This window comes from Baaleninema simplex PCC 7105 (genome assembly GCF_000332355.1).
Lineage (GTDB): Bacteria > Cyanobacteriota > Cyanobacteriia > Cyanobacteriales > Geitlerinemataceae > Baaleninema > Baaleninema simplex.
Window position 1 is genome coordinate 2495222 of the sequence record NZ_KB235958.1, and the last position, 23917, is coordinate 2519138.

Below are 23917 nucleotides of genomic sequence, written 5' to 3' on the forward strand. Positions count from 1 at the left end.
GGATATCCTTTGTGTCCAGGAACAGACTTGCGACAGTTCTCGAAAAAACGAGAAATTGCCGACCAAGCGCGTTCGGCTGAGGCTTGACGAGCCGTGCTGTTGAGTTCTCGGGCAAAGCCATACTCTCGAGCCAGGACTTGACAGTATTTGTTGAGGTCGTATTTGTTAACACCTCGGTTATCTATCCAATAGCGCAGTGCCTTGTTGCGAACGAACTGTGCAGTTCGGATCGCTTCGTCAATCGCTGCGTATTGGTGGGGTTTACCTTTGACTTTGAACTCGAGAACAAGCATCGTCGTTTGACTTGATTGTTCTGAATATTTTAGCACAAAAAATAGGATTGTCAAAAGCCGCCCTAGAAGGCTTGCCCTGCTCGCACTGCTTGCACTGCTTGCACTGCTTGCACTGCTTGCACTGCTTGCACTGCTTGCACTGCTTGCACTGAGCTTGTCGAAGTGAGCTTGTCGAAGTGAGCTTGTCGAAGTGAGCTTGTCGAAGTGAGCTTGTCGAAGTGAGCTTGTCGAAGTGAGCTTGTCGAAGTGAGCCAAGTCGAAGGGGGCGGGGTTTTAGACCCAAATTTTTTGATAAAAAGTCATGCTGCTTTTACAGTCAAACCCTTGTCATCTCAGGCTTTTGGTACACCACCCTCATGAAAATGCAGCATTACCACCTTCGTCGGTGGTATTATACAGTAATGATGAAAAGAGCTTATAGTGTTTTGCATTTATGATTTGTCCTCAATGCGGAAGTGAACATCACGTCAAAAATGGCCATACCTATTATGGAAAGCAGAGATTTAAATGCAAAGATTGTGGTCGTCAGTATGTTGAGGGATCTCAATACCAACATATTTCTGAAGAAACCTGGGAATTGGTCGATCGACTTCTTCTTGAGAAAATTTCGTTATCCGGTATTGCTCGGGTCACAAAAATTTCTATGCGACATCTTCAAGACTACGTAAACAAGAAAGGCTCTTCCGACCTTGGTGTGTAGGGTAAATGCTTGTAGCCTGTATCTGGCAAGGGATTTCTCGATTTGAGCTGCCTTTTTATACAGTTTAGCAAAAACTCTTATACTGTAAGGGTTTCAGCGATTTCTTGCATAGTAAGTTCGGAAGAGCCACAAGAAATTGGCGCAAGTTCCTCGAAAAGTTGAGTCCGAGCGGAGTCGAGGAATCAACGACGTTCGGCGAGCGCTCAGTCGAGGCGCTGAGCGAAGTCGAAGCGTTGAGGTGACGCCAAAAAAAGGGAAAATTAATCGTCCAAATGGATAAACTCTGGTCGTTTGTCGGCCGCAGGGTGCATCTCAATTTTGCAAAAACATGAGAATTGGAAGCTGAAATCCTTATTCTCTCGTATAGATTTACATTTTTGAGATGCACCCTTGCTTCATCACTTACAGGAAAGGGCCAGCGTTTACGTTCCACGATCGTTTTAATCTCCGTATCGATGACTAAAAAGAGCGCTCGATCGAGGGAAGAGGTTCGTCATACATCGTAACGTACTCCAAGAAGGTCGTAAAATCATAAAGATTGAAACGCTGGGATGAGATCGCAGGAAATAGATCGATCGTATAAACTGTCGTTCCATCTGTCGTAAAGGCGACGCCAGCATCAGGATAGACAAAATGTACGAAATCTGCTGAGCCTCTCGCTCGAAACCTAAATTCATAAAATCCAAAACGCTGTCGCAAATCCTTGGGATTTAATAGACTTAGTTCGGGTGTGTCTTTCAAGCTAACACGAAAAAGTGTAAAATTATTTTTACGAAAGTAAAAACGTCCTGGATGTCGATCTGGATTTTGAATAATCGTATAATAATACGAGCATTTGCCCACAGGTTGAGTTTGGATTTGTTCTGGGGAAGGAGATAAGTACTCGACCAGATTGGAGAAAGATACATAACGCATTTTTAGAGTTCTATCGAGCCAATCTAAAGAAAAAGTATTCGGTAAGGGATTGGGTCGATAATATCCATGAGGAAGGGGTTCGTCGTAGATTAGTAAATATTCGTCTAAAGCCTCGGGAGGAAATATACTGATGCCCATAATAGTTCGATTACCAGTCGTTCTTAATGCGACTCCTGCGCTTGGATACACAAGATGTACGGGCCAAAAACCAGAACTTCTCAGTCTCAATCGAATCACTTCTGGACCAAAACGTTGGTGTAAATCTTGTATATTTAAGTGACTTAAGGGATTGTCATCTTCCGTTGTATATTCTGAATAAGTGAATAAATTAAAAAGAATAAATTCTCCATCCCGAAAGTAGAAATCGCCAGGAGAGATATCTGAATTTTCTATGCTTGTGTAACGAGTTCTACATTGAAATATAGAATCAACCTTTATCTGGACTGGAGAAGAGGATAAATATTCAATAACTTCTGCTTGAGAAGCCTCGCGCAATTCTAGAATTTGCTCTAGAGGGAAGGTCATGAATATCATATCGGAGAGCAGCATGGGAAGAGTGAGAGCAACGCTGAAAATATTGTTCACGATCGTCAATCAACAGTTTGGGAGACTGTTCCTCCTCTTGGGGACATATTAAAAATATTAGTTTACTCAAGCCGTTTTTGAGAAATCAATTGAGGCGATTTATCCTTTAAGCCCGTTATTCTGGCTCTTCCGAACTTACTATGCAAGAAATCGCTGAAACCCTTACAGTATAAGAGTTTTTGCTAAACTGTATAAAAAGGCAGCTCAAATCGAGAAATCCCTTGCCAGATACAGGCTACAAGCATTTACCCTACACACCAAGGTCGGAAGAGCCGTTATTCTTAAAACTTAATTCTTTTTTAAGATATACAGTCTTACGACGAAGGCTAATAATTTTAAAAACATTAAGTTTAAAGTCTGATAGTTTAGAGATTCTCCTCTTCTTCAACTTCAAATTCGGGTGGAGCGACAGGGTAAGCTCATCTAATTCGGACAATTCCATATATAGAGTTTTAGATTAACTGACTACGCTATATATGGAATTTTCAGTCTCAATAAGAAGTAAGGGAACCTCGAAAAATTGATTCTAGCTCAAAACTCAACGGCTGAAACCCTTAAAATCTCGTTCTCTATTCTCGACAGCAGAGCCTTTTTCTCAGTAAGCTTGAATTAATCGAGGTACCCGTAAAGCTATTGAGATTTTTTGCAATAAGAGGCGTTTTTTTAACACCTTATTGACTTGATGAGCTTACCCTGCCGCGCGATAGGGGTGCATTTCACTTTGATGCCGAGAATCTCTCAAATGGCTACAACAAATTGACTCGTTTTTTACCGATTTAACTGTTGTTGAAGCCACCGTTCTGCATCGGTCGAGTTGCCAAAAATTTGACCGGGACAACCAAATAAAACGCCGAGCGCCTTTGGAGCCATTTTCTGCTGTTTTTCCGACATTTTCGACAAGTCGCTCACTACTGCCAGCCCCATACAATACCGTGCGATGTTCGCTTTATTTTCCTTCGCCCAACGCACGACCAAATTATGAGACTGTTTTGCCATTTCGCGGTCTTCTACTTCTTCTGAATTTCCTCGAAATAATATTAAGCCAAAAGGATTTTCTCGAACCAACCAATCGGTAAAGCAAGCGAGATAGGTTTCTGTGTCTTCGAGCGTGGCAACTTCTGTAAACTTCACAGAAACAATAGGATAGTTTGTTTCGTCAATTTCAACCATTTTAGATTCTCCTTGAAAACATCATCATTTTTTTATTTTTTAGGCAAGCCATTTATGCAAAATTCATGCTCCATTTTTTGTCGATGAGCTAGGTTTTAATATGTTTTCACCACATCCCCCCTTAGCCCCCCTTTGAAAGGGGGGTTGGGGGGATAGAGGGGCTTGTTCGGTTGGGTAAAATCAGTGTTTTAGATTCGGATTTCGTATTAAAACTCAAAAGGGTGCATCTCATTTTTGTAAAAATATGAGTTTGAGGTAGTAGCTAAATCGAGTACTCAAACTTACCTTCGATCGATTTACATGGTTGAGATACATTCCAAAAAATCGAGAATTTTGGCTAATCAAAAACAGGTTTTGTATCAACCCATCGTTTCTCGACCGACTCCTACACGATCGCTCTCAAAAGTATGAAGCGATCGATAAACAAAACCAATGCAGCCGATTAAAATGGCAGCACTCATTAAAAACACGCTGCGATAGCCGATCGCACCCGCGATCGAACCGCTCAACGCTGCCGATAAAATGCTGCACAAAGGAATCACAGATGTTTGTAACGTATAGTCCGTCGCCGCCATATCTCGACGACTGTTATCCATCATGATAGTAAACGTCGTGGTTCCCGTGATTCCCATCGCAAAAAACGAAAGACTGACGATCCCGTACAAAATCGGCGGTTGCGTCCAACCCAACGTCGGTAAAACTTGCGTCAAAATTCCCACCGTCGTTAAACTCAACGCCACGAGAAACGATCGCTTGCGTCCGATTTTCGACACTAGAGATCCCGCCACCAACGACCCGAATATGGTCATCGTCATTCCGAAAACTCCCAGCAGCCAGCCAATCTCTTCTAACGACCAACCAATATCGACGAGTAACGGACGAAACATCGTCGCCGAGAGGTTATATCCTGCCGTCATCAGTGCCAAAATTGCCAGCCAACTTTTAATCCCCGGACGCTGACAGGTTTCGATAAAAATTTTGACGTAGGCGATCGCACTTCGCAGCCAAAATTTAGGATGCAGGCTAAATTTATGCTGAGTTCGACGCGATTTGAGTTCTACAGGTTCGCGATAAAACAACAGCGGAACCAACGCCGCGATCGTAATCGCCGCTAAAGACAACAAACTCGATCGCCATCCCCAACGGTTCAGCAAAATCAACATTCCACCGCCGCCAATCGTCCGTCCGATCGCACCGCCAATTCCCTGTACGGCATTCCCCGCACCCCGTTCTTCAGGATTTAATAACCTCACCGCCAGCGCGTCTGTGGCAATATCTTGACTGCCACTCCCGATAGCGATAAGTAACAATCCCACTAACAGCAATGGCAAATTTTCTTCGATACTGAGAAAACCACAAAAAACGGTGACACCAGCGACCCAAAGTTGAAAAAAGATAATCCAAAATCGGTAATGTCCCCATCGCGTAAAGCCGTAGGCATCGATGAACGGCGACCATAGAAACTTCAGCGAAATCGGCAGTAGAATCGCCGGTAACAACCCGATCGCTTCTAATGACATTCCCTTTTGTCGCAGCAAAATCGGTAACGCTTGATAAAGAAACCAAAACGGGACGAACTGCGAGAGGTACAAACTCCCCAACAATCCGAATTTTTTCAGACGGGGTCTCAAGTGCATTAAAAACCTTTAAAACTCGAACGACAGTGAAAACAGAACGGTAAACGGTTCTCCCACTTCAATATTGCGAAATCGGTTAATGGGAGTGCCTTGGATATACTCGACATCGAAGATGTTTTTAAGGTTGACGGCAACGCTCCAGGTTTCCTGTTCGTAATAGATCGCCGCATTCGTCAACAGATAATCGTCGAGCTGAAAACTGTTGTTGAGATCCCCTTCTCGTTCGCCAACGTAGTTAATCCCAAAGCCAAACCCCAACCCTTCAAAATCACCGCTGGGAATCGTGTATTTCGTCCACAAACTAGCACTATGTTCGGGAATGCCAATCAATCGGTTCCCCGTGGAAATCACTGTATCTTCGGTAACTTCGGCATCGATGTAAGAATAGGAGGCGATAATTTCCCATCCCGGTAAAATTTCTCCGCCGAGGTCGAATTCAAATCCTTGGCTGTTTTGCTCTCCCGTGGCAATAAAAGCGTCGAACAGCGTCTGTGCGTTGGGGTCGGGGTTGGCGATATTTTCCTTGGTGATATTGAAATACGCCAAGTTGACAAACATCCGTCCGTCGAGGAATTCGGTTTTCACCCCAACTTCAAACCCTTCCCCTTCTTCGGGTTCGAGAAAATCGCCGTCTTCAGTGGTGGCGGAGTTCGGCGTAAACGATCGCGAATAACTCCCGTACAGCGAAAGCTCTGGAATCGGCTGGTACACTAACCCCACACGCGGCGTCCAAGCGTCGTCTTGTCGGGATTCTCGGCTACCGGGGACTCTGGCCGGACCGCGAAACGTCTCGCCAGTGGTCAGGGTTTGTTCGACGGAATCGAAACGTACCCCCGCCAGCAACATTAACTCGTCAGTCACGGAAATGCGATCTTGCAGGTAAACGCCGAAGCGATTGGTTCGGACGAATTCGTTGAGAACGGGAAGCAGTTGAGAGCTGTCTCGGGGAAAGGCTTCGTAAACGGGATCGAAAATATTCAGCGGAAGCGGTGCGCTAAAGTTACCTTCAGTGAGGCGATCGGTGCTGTTGCTGCTGAAGTCGAACCCCACGAGCAGTTCGTGTTCGACGGGCCCCGTCTCGAACTCGCCGACGGCGTTGGTTTGTACGGCGACGCTTTCTCTAAAGTTATCGACCTCTGCATCTAAACGGGTGAGAATCCCCGTACTTTCGTTAAAGGCGAAGGGATTTGCGACTCGACCGTCTACAGACTGACGCGCGTATCGCAGTGCGTTGCGAATTTCCCAACTGTCGCTAAACTCGTGGTTGAAGGTATATCCGAGGATGAGGGTATCTTGTTCTCTGGAGTCGTTGGGTTCGTTGGCAATGCGATCGCGGGGAATGTCGATAATCCCGTCTCCAAACGCCAGGGTTCCCGTATCGTAAGGTCGCTCGTCGTTTAAATATTCTAGTTCTAGGGTTAGTTCGGTGCGATCGCCGATATCCCAGGCGAGAACGGGAGCCACGAAAAACCGCTCGAAGTTCTGGTCGAACTCTCGAAAACCGTTATCGGTTTGATAGAGTGCGTTGAGCCGATAGCGGAGGCTTCTGTCGGTCGTCAGCGGCCCCGATACATCGATACTCGGTCGAAACAGACCTCGGGTTCCCCCTTGCAGTTCGAGTTGGTAAAAGGGGTCTTCTAACGGCTGTTTGGTGACGAGGTTAACGACGCCGCCAGGGTTGAGGTCGCCGTAAAGGATCGACGCCGGGCCTCTGAGGATCTCGATTTGTTCGAGGTTGGCGGTTTCTGAAAGTACCGCCAATCCGCCGCGCAGGGTACTATCGGACGCCGATAAGTTAAAGCCATCTCGTAACACGTTGGCCCCGTCGAACCCCCGGATGGAAAAGCGAAACCCACTTCCTTCAACGGTGTTGGCGACGACACCGCTGACGTTACGAACGGCTTCGTCGAGGTCGATCGCCTGTTGGTCTTCGATAACTTCTCGCGGAACCACCTGAATCGACTGGGGAACGTCGAGCAAGCGAGCGTCGGTACGCGTGGCGGTACTGGCTTCGGGGACGAAATACTCGCTTTCTTCGAGCTGTTCTCCCACCACCACGATTCGCAAGGCGTCGCCGCCAACGTCTGGAGAGTCGCTTGGGGTGGTTTCGTCTTCTTCTGCGATCGCTGGAGGTTCTGTCGTATCGGCGGTATCCGAGACGCGAACGCTCAGGATGACGGTTCCGGCTGCGCCATCGACGACGTTAACGCTCGGAGCCACTTCGCCACCGACGACAGTAATGCGAACGCTGTTGGCCTCTTGCGATCGCACCGTCACGGATTCGATCCCCGGAGCCGGATCGACCTGCTCGAAACTGGCACCTTCTACCAGTTGGCTGTCGATCGCCTCTGCAATCCAAGTATTGCCGTCGCGGGAGGTCACCAGTTGCGGGGTACGACCGTCTCGCGTTTCGAGAATAATTTCGATGCCGCCTTCGACGGCTTGGAGCTGGACTCGCTCGATTTGCGTCAGCGTTGCCTGAGCCTGAACCGGCTGAGCGACGATGGCGCTAGAGACGCTGAAACTGGCTGCCCATACACTCCTCCACCATAGGTCTGTCATGTCTGAATATCCTACCGCTCCACAATTAACAGAAATTAATCTCAATTACTATAGGCGGTATTAGGATTTATATGCAATAAGTAGGAGCAATTTTCCCAAAGTTCGGACTCGAACGCAAACACCTTCAGCATTTGAGAGCAAGGATAAACCTCGACTCGAGAGCGGTACGGGTCACCTCAAAAATATCGCTATATTTACATATAAGAATAAAAAGCAATACTTAAAACTAGGATCGAGCTACTTTCGGCTTTGAGGGGACATTCCATCGGATTCCGTCAAATCCGCGATGGGAAGTCCCGAATAACCGAACGACAGACGACGAAACGAAGATTGCAGTTATTAAGAATCTTTCTTAAATATTGAATCGAACCCTCAAACCACATTCTTGAGACTCTTTTTTAATAACTTTGCCAAACGTCTTCCGCCAGAGTGTGGTCGGTGACGGAATCCGAATCTCAACGCTTCGACTCCGCTCAGCGTTGAGTCCGAGCGGAGTCGAGGACTCAAACAGCGGTGTTTCGCCCCACAGCCAGAACCTCTGTGTCCTCTGTGTCTCTGTGGTGAAGGCTTACTTTTGCGCCATTTTGTCGAACCGCTCTCGTAACGCCAGTTCGATCGCCGCTTTCAAGAAAAATAACACGCTCAATCCCGCCGCCCCAAAAGAACAAAAGGCCAGAACCTTGTGGGGAATCGACAAAAACACCGCCCCAGACAATAACGTAAATCCCGTCATACAAGCGTAAACGAGCGTTTTGAGCGTCAGTTGCAACCGTTGGAGTTGCTTTTGCGTTTGTGGCGAGTTGACGCGAATTTGGAAATCTCCCCGTTCTAAGCGTTCTTCGAGTTGGTGAATCAACACTTCAGCTCGACTGGGGCGATCGAACGGTTTCGTGACTAAACTTTTCGCTTGACGAGCCAGTTCTCCCAAAATTTGCCCGCGTCCTTGTTGCGTTTCCACGAGTTCTTTGACGAAGGGCTTCGCGCAAGCAATGATACTATATCGATCGTCTAACGTTCGAGCAATTCCGTCGAGAGTTCCCAAGGCTTTCAATACAAAGGTCATTTGCGCCGGAAGCCGAAACGGTTGCTGCTCGAACATCGCGTATAGTTCGTGTTTGAGTTCCCGAAATTCTTGGAATTCCACCGGGCGATCGCGGAAGCGATCGAGCGCGAATTGAATGAGGTTTCGCACTGGGGTCATATCTGACGTGTCTTCCACGAGTCCCATCGAGACCAGGGTTTCGAGAACTTCGTCCGTATCTTTTCGCAATACCGCAAAAAACGATCGCGTCATTTCCGCTTTGTTCAGGGAATTAATTTCAGACATCATCCCGAAATCGTAAAAGATGATATGTCCTTCGGGGGTGACTGCCATGTTCCCTGGATGCGGATCGGTATGGAAAAAACCATCGACCAAAAGCTGTTTGAGATAACAGCCAATCCCCAACGTATTGAGCTGTTTGACGTCGATTCCCGAAGCTTCTAACGTTGCTTTGTCGTTAATTTTAATTCCCGGCAAATATTCGAGGGTTAAAACTCTCGACGTGGTGTAACGCCAATAGACTCTCGGGACTAAAATATTGGAAGATTCGATAAAGTTTTCGCGAAACCGTTCGGCGTTTTGTCCTTCGTGAACGTAATCGATTTCTTGATAAATTAACGTGCGAAACTCTTGATAGATCGACTCGAGATCGTATTTCCGAGTCCAGTGAAACGTCCGCTCGAAAAACAGAACCAACTGATAGATAACTTGGAAATCTAAATTAAACAGTTTCTCCAAACCGGGACGTTGCACCTTCACCACCACGTCTTCGCCGGTATGCAACCGCGCCCGGTGAACTTGTCCCAAACTCGCGGCGGCGATCGGACGGCGCTCGAAATCCCGAAACAGTCCGTAAACCGAATGTTTCAGCTCCAATTCGATGAGGCTGACGGCTTCGTCTGCACTGAATTCGGGAACTTTATCTTGCAGTCGCGACAGCGCCCGAATATATTCGAGGGGCAGCAAGTCGCCCCGCGTCGAAAACGCCTGACCGATTTTAATAAACGTCGGTCCGAGATCGAGTAAGGTGTTAACGAGCCAATCTGCCCGACGCTGGCGGTGTTCGGGGTCGTCTTTTCCCCGCAGCCGATCCCAGCCCAGAAAAAAAAATAGTTTCGCCGTAGCGGAGAAAATTTCGATCTGACGGGCGACGAGAGAGTTTTTAGTCCGTTGCCAGCGTAACGGTTTGGGAGCGGCCTTAACTAACATAGAGGTCGATGCTGGGTCTGTTTGGCGGGGAGAGGACGTGAAATTTCAGCAGGTTTTCAGGCGATCGCACCTCAGTCGAGGTCGCAAAACGCCTATGTTAAGTACTTTAGCTTAAGGCGGTAAAGGGTCTGACAACTTGAGGTCGGATCGCCCGAGGGGGAAACGGCGATCGCGCGACGATCGCCGTTTTCAGACTCGGATTTGACGGCGGTTTCAACAGACTTCCGAGAGATCGATCGCCTGGGGTAACGCCACGGTGACACAGGTGAGGTTCCCGTCGCGATCGTCGAGGGACGTACTGGAAATCTCGATCGTCCCCTGCAACAGTTTGACCAAATTATCGACTAACGCCAGTCCCAATCCCGTTCCGGCGATCGCCTGCTCGGTCACGCCACGTCCGCGACGGAACTTCTCGAAAACGTGAGGTAAATCTTCAGGCGCGATCGCCAACCCCACGTTGGACAGCGAAAACCGGATCTCTCCGGAATTGCGACCGCTCGCCTCGTGGCTGACGCGACAGACGACTTGCGTGTCGCAGAGGGCGTATTTCCCGGCGTTGGTTAACAACTCGTCCAACACCCGCCGCAGTGCGTCTGTGTCGCTTTGGAGATACAAACCGCTCGCCGGTAACTCTAAGCTCAAGGTCACATTTTTAGAAGCCCACCGCGTCTCGAAGTCTTTCGCCAGTTCCTGCAACAGCGGTTGTAAGTAGATATGTTGCAGTTGGAAGTTCGGCGTTTCAGTTTCGAGTTCTTGCAGCTTCAACAAATCCTGTACCAGTTGTTTTTCCTGGTGACACTGCTGTTCGAGCAGCTCGAGATATTGAGCTTGACGGGCGGGGGGAAGTTGTTCGCTACGTAACATCTGCACCGCCAAAATCATCTTCGTCAGCGGCGTTCGCAGTTCGTGATGGACGGTGCTGAGAAATTCGTCTTTTTGACGGTTGAGGCGACGCAGTTGTTCGATTTGACGGCGAGTTTGTTCGTACAGCTTCGCTTGCACGTCGAGGCTTCTTTGCAGTTGCGAGGTGCGATCGCTTACCAAGTTCCGCACCTGTTGTAACGTCTGGCTGTTAAGGATCGCGTTGCTCAGTTGCGTTCCCACAAACTGCGCCAGTTCGAGATCGTCGTCGTTCCAGGCTCGGGGGCGATCGTGTTGTAGGACGAGGAATCCCAGCACGGTTCCGCTTTGAGAGTTCGAGGACTGGGGACTGACTAAGGGAACGATCGCGATGGCGGGAAAGCGTTTGACGTCGAAGGCCACGGTTCGACCGTCAGAGGACGCTCGGCCGTCGCGCAACGCCAACGGCCGGGGAGCGTGGTTAAACGCCTCTCGACACCACGCACACTCTGAAAGCCAAAACGATTGGGGCGGACTCGACAGTTTGGGCGACCCGCTCCCGTTCCATTCGCCCCAGTCGGCTAGCCAATGACAGGCGACGCTAGCTTTGGCGCGAGGCACCCCCGACCCTCGAGACGTTAGATGACGATTGAGACCGTGAAGTTGCGGTTCGGTGTAAGTCAGCAGGACGGCCATGGCTTGACGCACTTCCAGGGTGTGGGTCAGCGTCGAGATGGCCGCTTCGAGGAGCGGCGGCAAGTCCGTAGAAATACGGATCGCTTGAGTGAGTCGATCGACCAATCGGGTTTTTTGACAGGCGATGCGATTCTGTTCGCGCAGACGCTCGGCGGTTTGGGAGCGCACGCACCGATCGACGGCCAGAGAAACGAACTCCGAGACTTCCATCAATGCCGTGTTGGCCGCTTCGCTCCAGGGAACGGGACAGGTTCGCCACAGGGCGATCGCCCCGTTGAGTTCCCCTTGACAGCTCGTGGCGACGCTCAACAGCGATCGCGCGCCGAGTCGTTTCCAAATCTCCCGATCTCGCCCGTCGAGGCTCTGTAGGCGATCGACGGCCAGAGGTGGAGCGTCGGCCGTCAGGCGATCGAGGGGCGAACTCGCCCACAATCGCAGTTGCTGCGAGGGGTCGAGAACGTTAGCCAAATCTTCGGGGAACCAGTAGCTTTCCCCAGTCGGAACGTGGATGTGAGGGGGAAGCACCACGACGCATCCATCTGCCTCGAACGCCGTCGCGATCGCCGCCGCCACGCGAGTTAACATCCTATCGCCGTCACCGCTGCGACGAGCCAGACGCGCTATCTCGAGACCCAAACAGGCGACGCGATCTTCTAGAGGCGTTGCTGAAGACATTGTGGCAATTGGCGGCGATTCGGGGCGAAGCGGCTGCCACGAAAGGGACGAGCGATTGGGAAGTCGGGCCATAATCATATTGGTTTGAGAAACCGCACGGCAAGGATGGATGCTGGGAGCGCCCGAGCAGAAGTGGCGAAAGTGGACGGGGCCGCTTCTAGCTGTCTCTAGCCTAGCTCGAACGCCCCTCGAAGCGATTCCGTAATTCTGTGGAAAATTTTGAATCTTAATATTTCTTTTAACTTAACATTACTATCCCGAACGCCTGCGGTTTCCAAAGAGGACAAAACCCGACAAATTCTCGTGTCGAGAGACTTTCTTCACCTCCATACACATCTGTCGCAGTCCAGAAAAATGACGAAAAAACGATATAACAGACAAATTGGAGGACTAGAAGACCAATTTATTCGGATTTACTCAATCTATCTTCGATCGTATCTCAATATTATATTCTTTCTTGATATTATTTCTCAATATCCGAGATCGATCGCCCAGACAGCCTATTGACAAAAAAACATTTATGTGCATAAAAAATAGCGAAAAAGTATAGATGCGAACCGGCCTTCCGAGAGGGCGTCCGACCTAGCGGGTGTGGGATTCGCAACGTCTCAAAGCGATCGCGAAGGGAACAGATACTGTTAACATCAAATTTGTCCAGCTAAGCGATCGAGCTGCTCGTGAAAGTTTTTTGTTATCACACTCCCGAACTAACACCGACCGATCCGATTCCCACTTGTGCGGTCGCGATCGACGTTTTGCGGGCGACGACAACGATCGCCACAGTTTTAGCGTCCGGCGCTGAAGCCGTCCAAGCGTTTAGCGATATCGATAAGTTGATGGCCGCCAGCGAAAACTGGCCCGAAGACAAGCGCCTACGAGCCGGAGAACGCGGTGGCGCAAAGGTCGAAGGTTGCGATTTCGGCAACTCTCCCCTCGAATACGATGCCGATCGCGTGCGAGACGCTCGCCTGTTCTTGAGTACCACGAACGGAACTCGCGCCTTACAACGAGTCGAAAACGCGCCGCTACTGGTGACGGCAGCTTTGGTCAACCGTCAAGCCGTGGTGAATTTTCTGTGCGATCGCGCCCCGGACACGGTCTATTTAGTGGGTTCGGGTTGGCAAGGGAGTTTTTCGTTAGAAGATACTGTCTGCGCGGGGGCGATCGTCGCGAGTTTGCTCGATCGCACGGACTTCAGCCTCGAAGACTTAGCCGGAAACGACGAAACCGTGGCGGCCTTAGCCCTATACCAACAATGGCGCGATCGCCTCGTGTCGCTGATGAAAATCGCCAGTCACGGCCAACGGCTTCTCCGACTTGGAAACGACGCCGATCTCGAATACTGCGCCAAAGAAGACATCCTCGACGTTTTACCGATTCAGAAAGACAAAGGCGTCTTGGTGAGCAGTTAACAGTCACCAGTCACCAGTCACCAGTCGCCAGTCGCCAAAAAAGATCCCCAGCATCTTGAAGATGCCGGGGATCTGGCGATCTAATGAGGAAATGAGGGCTGTTTCGACTGTCTCCTCATCTCCTCACGCGAGTTACGCGGCTTTCGTCTGTGCTTCCTGTTTCTGAAGCAGGCGGATAATCGAGTTTTTCTCCAACAGACCTAAAACCGTTCCGTTTTGACCGACCACCGGAAGTTCGGTAATTTTCTGGCTTTCGAGGAGCGTAACCACTTCTAACAAGGGGCGATCGCTCTCGATGGTTTGTTGGGCGATCGGTTGCGTCAGTTCCGCAACGCTCACCTTCGGCCAATCAGAGGTCGCAATTTGTCGGAGGTCGTCCACGGCGATCGAACCGACGAGTTGACCCGCTTCGTCCGTCACCAAATACTTACGCCAGTTGCGGCGGCCGATGACGTACTCGTTGGCGAACTCGCGCAGCGATAGCGTATCGGGGACTACGGGACTGTCTTCCGTTACCGCATCGCCAGCGGTCAAATTCGAGAGTTTTTGTTGGATTTGTGCCGACTGTGCCGAGCGTCCGGCGTTTTGCAGCAGGAACCATCCGATCAAGACGTTCCAGAATCCAAATCCACCGCCGCTAAAGAACAGGGGAAGAACACCCGAGGCGATCGCCAACCAACCGATAACTTGTCCGACGCGACTGGCAAAGACGACGCCTTTGTACGGATTACCCGTGACTTTCCACACGGCAGCTTTGAGGATGTTTCCGCCGTCGAGGGGCAAACCGGGGATCAAGTTAAACAGTGCCAGAATCAGGTTGATCGAAGCCAACAGGCTTAAGATAGCCGCCAGCGGTCCGGATAGCGACGTAGTCGCGACGATGCCGCTAAACAAACCGAACAGCAACAAGCTGACCAGCGGCCCCGCGATCGCCACCCAAAACGACTCGGCTGGGGTTTCCGATTCGCGTCCCAAACTGGCCAGTCCGCCGAACAGGAACAGGGTAATTGATTTGACATCGATGCCTTGGCTTTTCGCCACGAAGCTGTGTCCGAGTTCGTGAGCCAGAACCGACGCGAACAGCAACAATGCCGCCACGAATCCTAAAACCCACGGAAGGACGGTTCCGAGTTGTGGAAACTGTGCTGAGAGTCCGCCGCCGTAGCTGAGGGTCACGAGTCCGAGGACGAGAAACCACGAGGCGTTGACATAAAAGGGAATCCCAAACAGGGTTCCGACGCGAAACGAGCCATTCATAGAAATAGCGCCTCCTTTGAGTGCTGTGCGAGAGCGGCTCGAACCGTCGAACTCAAACCGTTGCAAAAATCGGGACTGACGAACCGAGTCGCTCGAACTATTAAAATTGTAACGTTTTGTAAAAAAGAGATCGCCCGTTTTTTGATGGGGTTTTCCGCCGATCGCAGTTCGGGTTACTCCACTCTCTGCGCTATAAACGCATCGAAAATGAGAGAAGCCACACAAACCGTTACAACCGTTAACGTTAGTTTCCAGTATGGCGCGATCGCCCGCCGTCCGCATCGTCCGGGGGACGGAGTTGAAACAAAACCGTTCGATCGACAGAGACGGGTTTGAAGACAGTATCGCAGCGCAGGGGGGTTTCCGTCGCGCCGAGGAGGAGATACCCGTCGGGGGCGAGAACCCGGTGCATTTTGTCGAGAATTTCTGCTTGAATGGCGCGATCGAAGTAAATCAGTACGTTCCGCAGTAAAATCACATCCATCTCCGGTAAGGAAGGGAGGGGTTTGAGGAGGTCGATTTGCCGAAACTGTACCATCAGGCGAATGTCGTCGGACACGCTCCACTGGGAACCCTGTTTTTGAAAGTAGCGACGCAAGAACTTCGGGGGGAGGCGGCGGCGGACTTCTAAATCGGTGTAGGTTCCCGATCGCGCTTTAGCCAGCATCGCTTCGGATACGTCGCTGGCGAGGATCGTGAGGTTCCACTCGTTCGCGAGAAGGGGAAAGTAATCTCGCAGTAAAATCGCGAGACTGTAGGCTTCTTGACCGCTCGAACAGGCCGCGCACCACAGGTTGAGTGTGCGATCGAGACGATGTCGCCGCAACAGTTCGGGAAATATCGATTGTCGCAGGGCTTCAAAGACTTGAAAATCTCTAAAAAACGAAGTTTCGGTGGGAATGTTGTCCATAAACAGCGCGATCGAACAGCCCGACGGCGATGCCAAACGGGAAACGCGAGGACAGAGTTACGGACGACCGACGACTACATCCCACAGGTATTTTTTGAGCGAAGACAGCTCGCAAATCACAGACTGTTTGCGGGCCCAAGAGTACGCGTCGAAACCGAAGCGATCGCCGTCCCGTTTGAAGTTGCCTAACAATACGATCCAATGGCTCGGATACGAAATCGGGGGAGTTTTTTCGAGCAGCAATCCATCGGCGTTGACGAGGGCGAAGGCGACTCCTCCAGCAGCGATCGCGCGATCGGCATTTTCTAAAGCTTCGACATCGCCTCCCAAATAAGCCGGATAAGACTCGACGTTCGCGTATTGCAGAACTTGTTGCGTCCATCCCTTCATTTCCCAGGGTTTCGTCATCCCGCTGAGATTTCGCAGCAGTTCCGGTGCTTCAGCCCGCACGGGAAAAATCCGGTTTTCCGCTTCCCGCAGCGTCGCCTGAACCATCCAGTCGAGTTGGGGCATATTCAGCTCTCCCCCTTGATGTTGCAAGGAGTCAGAGGCGGTAATCCATTTCGTGGTTCCGTAAAATCCCCCGAGCTGATAAATATTACGACAGATTTGCACGTAGCGCACGGGGTTTTTTTGGGCTAGTGCGAAGGTTATAGAGGCCGGACCGCAAAAAGGCTGTTTGCCTTGGTCGATGCAGAGGGGATTGCGAACGCGCGATCGCAGTTGTTCGATTAACGTGGCTTTATTGAGTTTCGGCCACATCCCCGACATTTTCGATCGCGCAAACTGATCGATCTTGCGTTCGGCAAACTGTTGGCGATCGCGATCGGTCATAGCAGTCACGTTGCACCTCCCCCGAAACCCTCTCGCTCGATTGTGGCACATTATTTCAGTTTGGGGACAAGGGGAGCTTTTTCAGTGAAGAGGGAAGAGGGAAGAGTTAGGACAGGTAGCAGTTTCTCCTTATCTCATCATCTCCCCACTGGTGACTGGTGACTGGTGACTGGTGACTGAAAAAGATTCAACTGCGTACCGAACCGTCCGGCATCGTCGCGCCATCGAGAATTGCATCTTGCAAATCTGCGCCGATAACTGCCGCACCCCGCAAGCTTGCCCCGCGCAAATCCGCACCCCGCAGACACGCCCCATCTAGATCGGCTCCCCACAGGTACGCCCCGCGCAAGTCCGCCCCCGTCAAATCCGCTCCCGTCAGCAAGGCTAAGTTGAGATTCGTATGACTGAGATTGGCATTCCGTAAATCGGCCTCGCGCAAGTCGGTTTTCATCAAATTGGCGTGAATTAACTCTCCGCCGCGCAAATTGCTTTGTTGCAGGTTGGCTTTTTGGAAATTGGCATCGCCGAGATCGCAACAGCGCAGTTGCGATCTCGTCAAATTACTCCCGGTAAAATCCGCCCCGTGGAGTTTCGCCCCGCTGAGTTTAACCTCGTTCAACTCCATCCCGCTCAAGTCGATGTCACCGAGTTTTAACCCGTTCATCCATGCGCCTTGAAGCTTGACGCCGTTGAGTCGAGCGCCTTTGAGGTTCGCCCCGCTCAGCCGCGCCCCGTTGAGGTTCGTCCAGTTGAGGTTCGCCCCTTCGAGGTTGGCAGAGCGCAAGTTAATCCCGTTGAGGTTCGCCCCACACAGGTTCACGCCGGGAAGATTGGCGCGATACAGACTCACCCACCGCAGACTTGCCCCGCTGAGCTTCGCCCCCCGTAAGTCGGCTTTAGCCAGTTGAGCGCCTTGTAAGTTAGATTTCGTGAGATCGGCCTCGATTAAGCAACTGCTGAGAAGTTTGGCAAAACTTAAATTCGTACCGTACAAGAACGCACCGTTTAATTTGGCTTCGATGAGAAAACACCGTTCGAGATGGGCGCGGGCGATCGACGCATCGCTGAGATTCGATCCAGAAAAGTTCGATCGCACCAACGTCGCACCGATAAGATTTGCTGCGGTGAGGTTCGTCCCCCGAAAATCCCGTTCGCCCGATAGGTATCGACGTAAAATTTCACTGCTATCCATCCCAAAATCCTCTGGTGTCTGGGTCGTTGGTTTAGCGCTTCCATGTGCGATCTTCGCTGTTTGAAAATCCGTAAAAATACGGATTTTTGATTTCGATTTATTGATTTAATTTTCAGTAATTTTTCGTCCGTCGAACTCGACGCGATCGCAATTTCACGGAATATTATTTCATTCGCTTTTTAATCATTATAAAAAAAATTAGGTTCGATCGATAAACTTGTTAAAAAACGTGATATTCGTTTGAGGTTATTTCGCTCGATTACCGGGCGATCGCGCGTCAGTTGTTCGAGATTTTTCGGCTCGAACGCCCCCTCTAAAACCGCTCAGCCCCTAGAAGCTTCGAGAGATCGACGCCGGTGTCTGGCGATCGACGCCCTCGCTAGCTCGTTTTTGCGATCGCTTTAAATATTGTTTTTTTAATCAATGCAATCGTTGCCAAAAATCTAGCATAAAACGAGATAACATCCCGTCAAACTTCTTACAGAATCTTAGCACTAAATATGGACATATATATGCTTTGCCTTCAAAGTTCACACTACCAATAGCGCCAGCCAAAAAAGTGTCGTACACTGTTCTTCAGTCCGAGAATAGCTGCACCTCTATGCACTCAACCCTAGAACTCAACACCATCGTTCCCGCAGACGCGGCGAAAATAACAGTCGTGCGCCGCGACGGTTCCCCTGCACCGTTAGACGTCACGAAAATTCGTAAGGTGGTCAGTTGGGCCTGTCAGGGGTTAGACGCGAACCCCATCACCCTCGAAGCAGGATTGACCACACGGCTGAGAACCGGAGTCACCACGCGGGAGATTCAAGACAACCTCATCAACTGCGCCTTAGAGATGTGTTCCCCAGCCGAACCCGACTGGCGTTACGTCGCCGGACGACTCCACATCTGGAGTCTGTGGAAAGACGCCCTCGTCAGTCGCGGCTACCAATACGGGGACTACGCCCAAACCGTCTTTACCAAAGTCCAAGCCGGCGAATACGACTCTCGTATTCTGACCTATACGCTCGACGAGCTGCAAGAAGCCGGGTCTTGGATAAACGCCGACTGGGACATGGATTACGACTACGCCGGTGCAGTCCTGCTGACCAAGCGTTACCTGCTTCCCAACGAACTCCCTCAAGAGGCGTTGCTGACCTGCGCCCTACTGCTGGCCTCTCCCGAAGTCCCCGAAAAGCGCCTCAAATGGGCCAAGCGGTTTTACGAAGCGATCGCCTCCCGTAAAATCTCCCTCGCCACTCCCATCCTCGCCAACCTGCGAGTTCCTCGGGGGTCTCTGTCGTCCTGCTTTATCGCCGCGATGGACGACAACCTCGAAAGCATTTTCGAGACCATTACCGACACCGCGAGAATCTCCAAAAACGGCGGAGGCGTCGGCGTCAACGTCAGCCGCATCCGCGCCACAGGAAGCTGGGTGATGAACAAACCCAACGCCTCCGGCGGCGTCATTCCTTGGATCAAACTCCTGAACGATACTGCGATCGCCGTGAACCAGGGTAAATTTTTCTGCCCCTCAATGGCGTAAGTCATTGTGCAACACTCCCTTAATTGCTGGAAACTCTCATGTCAATCGCGTAAGTGGTATGTAGCACTATCGTGAAACAATAGAATCAGCGCACAACATGAGACAACCAGCAGCCAAGCGGAGTAATGATGGGTAAAAGATGGCAACCCGATGAAGTCCAGTTTTTGATTGACAATTATCAAAGGCTCTCCACTCGGGAAATGGCAGAGGCGTTAAATCGGGATTATTCCACCACAAAACGAAAGGTAAAAACTTGTATTTTAGACGTACAAGAAAAAAACTACCTCCAGGTTTTGTTGTAATTTCAAGTTCGCCCATTCATGCCATAAACTGCAAAGGAGAGATTATCCGAATACGAACGCGCAAACCCATTCAAGCCTATCCGAACTCAAAAGGATATCTTCAAGTTTGCCTGCAACATAAGAAGTCCTATCGGATTCACCGACTCGTTGCAGAGCTATTTGTAGAAAATCCAGACGGAAAACCCCAAGTCAACCATAAAGATGGCAACAAGCTAAATAACTCCCATACCAACTTGGAATGGGTAACAAACGTAGAGAACCAAAGGCACGCTATCGAAAATGGCTTGTGGAATGGCATTTCGCCTAAAATATCTCAAAGGCAGATCGGAAGTGGGAATTCCAGCGCTAAATTAGATGAGGATGATGTCCTGACGATATACGAAATGTTGAAAAATGGTGTAGCAGTTGGTGTTATTGCCAAAAAGTACAACGTTAACCATAGCAATATTTCCGCAATCAAAGCTGGCAAAAGCTGGAAGCATTTATACCATCATTACTCTGAAGGTTCAGAGACTAGAAGTTAAACTTCGTACACTGTAAGCGATTGACAGTGGAAACAGGGAGAATCCTAAGTTAAAAAGTTAACTTTAGGATTAAGATATAGTCCGATCTATTTGGTGACAGATAGCAGCCTCAAAAGGCGGGTTAGACGTAGCGACTCTAACTGAACGTTAATGGGACGACGTGCTGGTGCAGTTACCGTCAGCTTAGATGTTTGGCATCTGGACATTCCCGAATTCCTCGAATGTCAAACCGAAAATGGCGATCAAAGGCGCAAAGCTTATGACATCTTTCCCCAATTCGTCATCAGCGACGAATTCATGCGGCGAGTTGTCAACGCCGAAACCTGGACTCTCGTAGACCCCTACGAAGTCCGCGAAAAACTGGGGATCGAACTAGCCCAATTGTGGGGTGAAGCCTTCGAGGACGCCTATCGTACAATCGAAGCCAGCCTCGATAAAAAGTTGACACTTTACAAACAACTCAACGCGCGGGAGTTGTTCAAGCACGTCATGCGAACCCAGGTCGAAACTGGGATGCCCTACCTGTGGTTTAAAGACACCGCCAACCGCGCCAACCCCAACCAACACGAAGGTTACATTCCCGGCGGAAACCTCTGTCAAGAATCCTGGTCGAACGTGAAACCGGGACAAGAGGCCCATACCTGTAATCTGGATTCTCTCAACCTGGCCAACATTGAAGACGGCGAACTTCCCGAAATTTGCGAAGTGGCCGTCCGCATCCTCGACAACACCATCGAGTTGACTCATACTCCCTTCGAGGCCAGCGAAACCCACAACGCCAAATATCGTACCATCGGCGTCGGGGCGATGGGATTGGCGGACTGGCTGGCCCTACGCCGCCTGTCTTACAACGAGGTGGAAAAAATCAGCAACTTGTTCGAGGATATCGGTTACTATTGCACCCGCGCCTCGGTGGACTTAGCCCGAGAACGGGGGGCTTACGCCGCCTTTGCGGGGAGCGAGTGGAGTAAAGGACATCTCATCGGTGCCAAACCCCTGTCCTGGTTTGAAGAAAACGCCCGAGAACCTCAACGTTGGGTAGAACTGTCTGAGGAGATCCAACAGCACGGGATTCGCAACTCTCACATTACGGCGATCGCCCCCAACACCTCCTCTTCCCTGGTTCAAGGCTGTACCGCCAGCATCCTTCCGGCTTACAGTCGCTTCTTCTACGACAAATGGGCTAAAGGAACCGTTCCCATCGCGCCACCTCATATTAAGGACTATTTCTGGTACTACCCAGAAAACAAATCCATCGACCAAAAACAGATCGTCCGTGCGGTGGCGACCATGCAGCAATGGATCGATACCGGAATTTCTATGGAGTTGATTTTCAACCTCAACGCTGGGGTCTACTTCCCCGACGAACCCGATCGCTCCATTAAAGCCAAGGACATTTACGAGACCTTGGTTTTAGCATGGGAACTTGGGTGTAAAGCCATCTACTACATCCGCACCGTCCAAAAAGACAACTTCAAAGAATCTGGCGACGCTTGCATCGCTTGTGCGAACTAGCGTTTAGCGTTGTCTCCACACTCAGCAAAGCGAACCTCTAGACGCGCACCTCGCGCGTCTGTTCCTTTGTCGGTGTTTGTTTGTAACCACTGATTTCTGAAATCAAACATGACTATTTCCGAAGCAACTTCCCAACTCGGGCGAATGCCCGTCAACCCCATTTTCAACCCCGAGGGAAACGACGATCCTAACCACCGCACGATATGGTTTGGCGACACCACCAACCTGATGCAGTTAAATGACGTGCGCTACGACTGGGCGGTGGGGTTGTACCGTCAAATGCGCGAAAACTTCTGGATTAGCGAGAAACTCGACATTACCCAAGACGTAACGGACTACGTGAACTTGACGCCGGACGAACGACGGGCGTTTGATGGGGTGTTGAGTTATCTGACGTTTCTCGACTCCGTGCAGACAGTGAATTTGCCTCAGTTGAAAGTCAGCATCACCGCCCCGGAAGTGTCGATGTGCATGGCCGAACAAATCAGCCAAGAGGCACTGCACAACCAAAGTTATCAATACATGATCGAGACGATCGTTCCGAGCGATCGCCGTTCGGCAGTTTACGACTTTTGGCGCACCGATAAAGTGCTTCACGATCGCTGTGAGTTCATTGCCAAACAGTACCAGCGTTATGTGGACGATCCGACGCTGGAAAACTATTTCGGTTCGCTGATGGCGGACTATCTCCTCGAGAGCTTGTATTTTTACAATGGCTTCATCTTCTTCTACAATCTGGCTTCTCGGATGTTAATGCCCGGAAGTGCGGACATTTTCAAAATGATCAACCGCGACGAACTGTCGCACGTGCGCTTGTTCCAAAAACTGCTTCCCGAAGCGATGGAAGTGTTTCCCCACTCGAAGGACATGATTTACGAGATGTTCGATACGGCGGTGAAACACGAGTGCAAGTGGACGAACCACATTGTCGGTAACAACATTTTGGGAATTACGGAAACCAGCACGGAACAGTACACGAAGTATTTGGCGAATATGCGCCTGCGTGCGATCGGTTTAAAACCGCTTTATACTGAACCTCGCTATCTGAAGAGTCCCTACACGCATTTGGAACGGTTTTCAGATACGAAAGCGGAAGGACATACGAAGGCGAACTTCTTTGAAGCGCAAGTCACCAGTTATGTGATGTCGTCTGGCGTCGGGGGTTGGGACGAGATTTAAATTTGAGTTTTTTAGGGTTAAGGAAGGAGTTGGGAACTTTATTCTCAACTCTTTTTTTATGCAGTTAGCAGCCTCACATTTTTCAATCGCTCTACTATCAATTTTAGGCCGAACTCAAAGCGAAGAGATAGTACAAGCTCCCCAGCATCTCCAATATACTAGGAATCTGGTAGAGATTCTCTGGATTTGTTGCGATCGGTGCGTTCGTACTCCTTCGATAAAATTTCCGTCGGGCGATCGCTCTGAAAATTGTCGTCGTTGACGATACGGAGTTCGATCGCTTTCCTGCCGTTTCTCCCCCTAAGATGTTTGGTTTGTTTAAAAATATTAAATATTAGTTAAAATTAATTAATTTTCTTGAATTTTAGTGAATATTTTTTAAAGCTTGACGACTCTAAAAAAATTAGATAAATTATTATTGTGCATTCATTAAATCTCGAAACAATTTAACATAAAAAATGCAAAAAATCAAGGAGTTAATCTATAAAAAATGTGAAACAACGTAAATATATCAGCGATAAAATTCCAGATTATTAATATACGACATCAATTTTACCCCTAAACTATGACCCGATCGAGTAAGAGTCAAAGAGGATTAATGGTGCGATCGACCTTAACTGTCCTGGCAGTCATCCTCACAGGCTACGTGGGCATCACCACCTTGGTGGTGCAGAAAACTCCTGAAAGTGAGAGAGGGAGTGGATTTGAGAAAAAGGGGGTAGACAAAAAGAGGGGTCAGATGCGATGTTCGAGTTCCTCAACTAGCACATCAGCATCATGACCCCTCATCTCTATCGTCAACTTGAAGACCAGCTAAGTCAATGGGTTAAGCCCAAAGACCAACGACATTTACGAGGAGTCTCGGAAGTGGTAGCCGCCATCTTGCAATCGGGAAGTGCCTGCCTAAGTCACTGGCTACCCTATCTAGGCCACCGAA

General features: G+C 49.9%; 16 protein-coding genes and 3 pseudogenes. 8 read left to right on the forward strand and 11 right to left on the reverse strand.

Features of this window, described 5'->3' with window-relative positions:
• Positions 1–293, reverse strand: a pseudogene (locus GEI7105_RS30350) (RNA-guided endonuclease TnpB family protein); the annotation flags it as partial.
• A gap of 433 nt (positions 294–726) precedes the next feature.
• Between GEI7105_RS30350 and GEI7105_RS39895 the strand changes: the two are divergent.
• A pseudogene (locus tag GEI7105_RS39895) lies at positions 727–969 on the forward strand (IS1/IS1595 family N-terminal zinc-binding domain-containing protein); the annotation flags it as partial.
• Positions 970–1452: 483 nt separating this feature from the next.
• Here GEI7105_RS39895 and GEI7105_RS37260 read toward each other — a convergent pair.
• From GEI7105_RS37260 to GEI7105_RS30355, 6 genes are all read right to left on the reverse strand, one after another.
• Complete coding sequence (locus tag GEI7105_RS37260) at positions 1453–2493, reverse strand: hypothetical protein (RefSeq protein WP_144053791.1); 1041 nt, start codon at positions 2491–2493, stop codon at positions 1453–1455.
• Positions 2494–3261: 768 nt separating this feature from the next.
• Complete coding sequence (locus GEI7105_RS0113020; protein ID WP_017660897.1) at positions 3262–3663, reverse strand: hypothetical protein; 402 nt, start codon at positions 3661–3663, stop codon at positions 3262–3264.
• A 359-nt stretch (positions 3664–4022) separates the two neighbouring features.
• Positions 4023–5300, reverse strand: coding sequence for an MFS transporter (locus GEI7105_RS0113025; RefSeq protein ID WP_017660898.1), 1278 nt, complete (start codon positions 5298–5300; stop codon positions 4023–4025).
• Positions 5301–5309: 9 nt separating this feature from the next.
• Entirely contained in the window at positions 5310–7862 is a 2553-nt protein-coding gene (locus tag GEI7105_RS0113030) for a TonB-dependent siderophore receptor (RefSeq protein WP_017660899.1), read from the reverse strand.
• Between the two features lie 568 nt (positions 7863–8430).
• Positions 8431–10113 (reverse strand): ABC1 kinase family protein, encoded by a 1683-nt coding sequence (locus tag GEI7105_RS0113035; RefSeq protein ID WP_017660900.1) that lies wholly within the window; start codon positions 10111–10113, stop codon positions 8431–8433.
• 213 nt (positions 10114–10326) lie between these two features.
• The gene (locus GEI7105_RS30355; RefSeq protein WP_017660901.1) at positions 10327–12324 is read right to left on the reverse strand and encodes a GAF domain-containing sensor histidine kinase; all 1998 of its coding nucleotides are present in this window, start codon (positions 12322–12324) and stop codon (positions 10327–10329) included.
• Between the two features lie 677 nt (positions 12325–13001).
• Here GEI7105_RS30355 and GEI7105_RS0113045 point away from each other — a divergent pair.
• Positions 13002–13736, forward strand: a complete 735-nt coding sequence (locus GEI7105_RS0113045; RefSeq protein ID WP_017660902.1) for a 2-phosphosulfolactate phosphatase family protein — start codon at positions 13002–13004, stop codon at positions 13734–13736.
• Between the two features lie 132 nt (positions 13737–13868).
• On the opposite strand, the gene GEI7105_RS0113050 is transcribed toward GEI7105_RS0113045, so the two are convergent.
• The 4 genes from GEI7105_RS0113050 to GEI7105_RS0113065 all read right to left on the reverse strand — a co-directional run bounded on the left by GEI7105_RS0113050 (position 13869) and on the right by GEI7105_RS0113065 (position 17929).
• On the reverse strand, positions 13869–14993 hold the full coding sequence (locus tag GEI7105_RS0113050) for a site-2 protease family protein (RefSeq protein WP_026097632.1): 1125 nt from the start codon (positions 14991–14993) through the stop codon (positions 13869–13871).
• Positions 14994–15237: 244 nt separating this feature from the next.
• Entirely contained in the window at positions 15238–15903 is a 666-nt protein-coding gene (locus GEI7105_RS0113055; protein ID WP_017660904.1) for a CheR family methyltransferase, read from the reverse strand.
• 57 nt (positions 15904–15960) lie between these two features.
• On the reverse strand, positions 15961–16737 hold the full coding sequence (locus GEI7105_RS0113060; protein ID WP_017660905.1) for a hypothetical protein: 777 nt from the start codon (positions 16735–16737) through the stop codon (positions 15961–15963).
• A 187-nt stretch (positions 16738–16924) separates the two neighbouring features.
• Complete coding sequence (locus GEI7105_RS0113065; RefSeq protein ID WP_017660906.1) at positions 16925–17929, reverse strand: pentapeptide repeat-containing protein; 1005 nt, start codon at positions 17927–17929, stop codon at positions 16925–16927.
• Positions 17930–18169: 240 nt separating this feature from the next.
• Between GEI7105_RS0113065 and GEI7105_RS38455 the strand changes: the two genes are divergently transcribed.
• The 6 genes and pseudogenes from GEI7105_RS38455 to GEI7105_RS39900 all read left to right on the forward strand — a co-directional run.
• Complete coding sequence (locus tag GEI7105_RS38455) at positions 18170–18334, forward strand: hypothetical protein (RefSeq protein ID WP_017660907.1); 165 nt, start codon at positions 18170–18172, stop codon at positions 18332–18334.
• A 196-nt stretch (positions 18335–18530) separates the two neighbouring features.
• Positions 18531–19460 (forward strand): ribonucleotide reductase barrel domain-containing protein, encoded by a 930-nt coding sequence (locus GEI7105_RS0113075; RefSeq protein ID WP_026097633.1) that lies wholly within the window; start codon positions 18531–18533, stop codon positions 19458–19460.
• Positions 19461–19713: 253 nt separating this feature from the next.
• Positions 19714–20286 carry an HNH endonuclease signature motif containing protein gene (locus GEI7105_RS33460; protein WP_017660908.1) on the forward strand — a complete coding sequence of 191 codons (573 nt, stop codon included), beginning with the start codon at positions 19714–19716 and terminating at the stop codon, positions 20284–20286.
• A gap of 150 nt (positions 20287–20436) precedes the next feature.
• Complete coding sequence (locus GEI7105_RS30365; protein ID WP_083862379.1) at positions 20437–21801, forward strand: ribonucleoside-diphosphate reductase subunit alpha; 1365 nt, start codon at positions 20437–20439, stop codon at positions 21799–21801.
• 108 nt (positions 21802–21909) lie between these two features.
• Positions 21910–22980 (forward strand): ribonucleotide-diphosphate reductase subunit beta, encoded by a 1071-nt coding sequence (locus GEI7105_RS0113090; protein WP_026097634.1) that lies wholly within the window; start codon positions 21910–21912, stop codon positions 22978–22980.
• A gap of 774 nt (positions 22981–23754) precedes the next feature.
• Positions 23755–23917, forward strand: a pseudogene (locus GEI7105_RS39900) (IS4 family transposase); the annotation flags it as partial.

What these genes read in the sequence shown, in the direction of transcription:
- GEI7105_RS0113075 (WP_026097633.1), top strand. Translation starts at nt 18,531, where the DNA reads ATGCACTCAACCCTAGAACTCAACACCATCGTTCCCGCAGACGCGGCG.
- GEI7105_RS0113065 (WP_017660906.1), bottom strand. Translation starts at nt 17,929, where the DNA reads ATGGATAGCAGTGAAATTTTACGTCGATACCTATCGGGCGAACGGGAT.
- GEI7105_RS0113090 (WP_026097634.1), top strand. Translation starts at nt 21,910, where the DNA reads ATGACTATTTCCGAAGCAACTTCCCAACTCGGGCGAATGCCCGTCAAC.
- GEI7105_RS30355 (WP_017660901.1), bottom strand. Translation starts at nt 12,324, where the DNA reads ATGTCTTCAGCAACGCCTCTAGAAGATCGCGTCGCCTGTTTGGGTCTC.
- GEI7105_RS0113035 (WP_017660900.1), bottom strand. Translation starts at nt 10,113, where the DNA reads ATGTTAGTTAAGGCCGCTCCCAAACCGTTACGCTGGCAACGGACTAAA.
- GEI7105_RS0113055 (WP_017660904.1), bottom strand. Translation starts at nt 15,903, where the DNA reads ATGGACAACATTCCCACCGAAACTTCGTTTTTTAGAGATTTTCAAGTC.
- GEI7105_RS30365 (WP_083862379.1), top strand. Translation starts at nt 20,437, where the DNA reads ATGGGACGACGTGCTGGTGCAGTTACCGTCAGCTTAGATGTTTGGCAT.
- GEI7105_RS0113025 (WP_017660898.1), bottom strand. Translation starts at nt 5,300, where the DNA reads ATGCACTTGAGACCCCGTCTGAAAAAATTCGGATTGTTGGGGAGTTTG.
- GEI7105_RS0113050 (WP_026097632.1), bottom strand. Translation starts at nt 14,993, where the DNA reads ATGAATGGCTCGTTTCGCGTCGGAACCCTGTTTGGGATTCCCTTTTAT.
- GEI7105_RS0113020 (WP_017660897.1), bottom strand. Translation starts at nt 3,663, where the DNA reads ATGGTTGAAATTGACGAAACAAACTATCCTATTGTTTCTGTGAAGTTT.
- GEI7105_RS0113060 (WP_017660905.1), bottom strand. Translation starts at nt 16,737, where the DNA reads ATGACCGATCGCGATCGCCAACAGTTTGCCGAACGCAAGATCGATCAG.
- GEI7105_RS0113030 (WP_017660899.1), bottom strand. Translation starts at nt 7,862, where the DNA reads ATGACAGACCTATGGTGGAGGAGTGTATGGGCAGCCAGTTTCAGCGTC.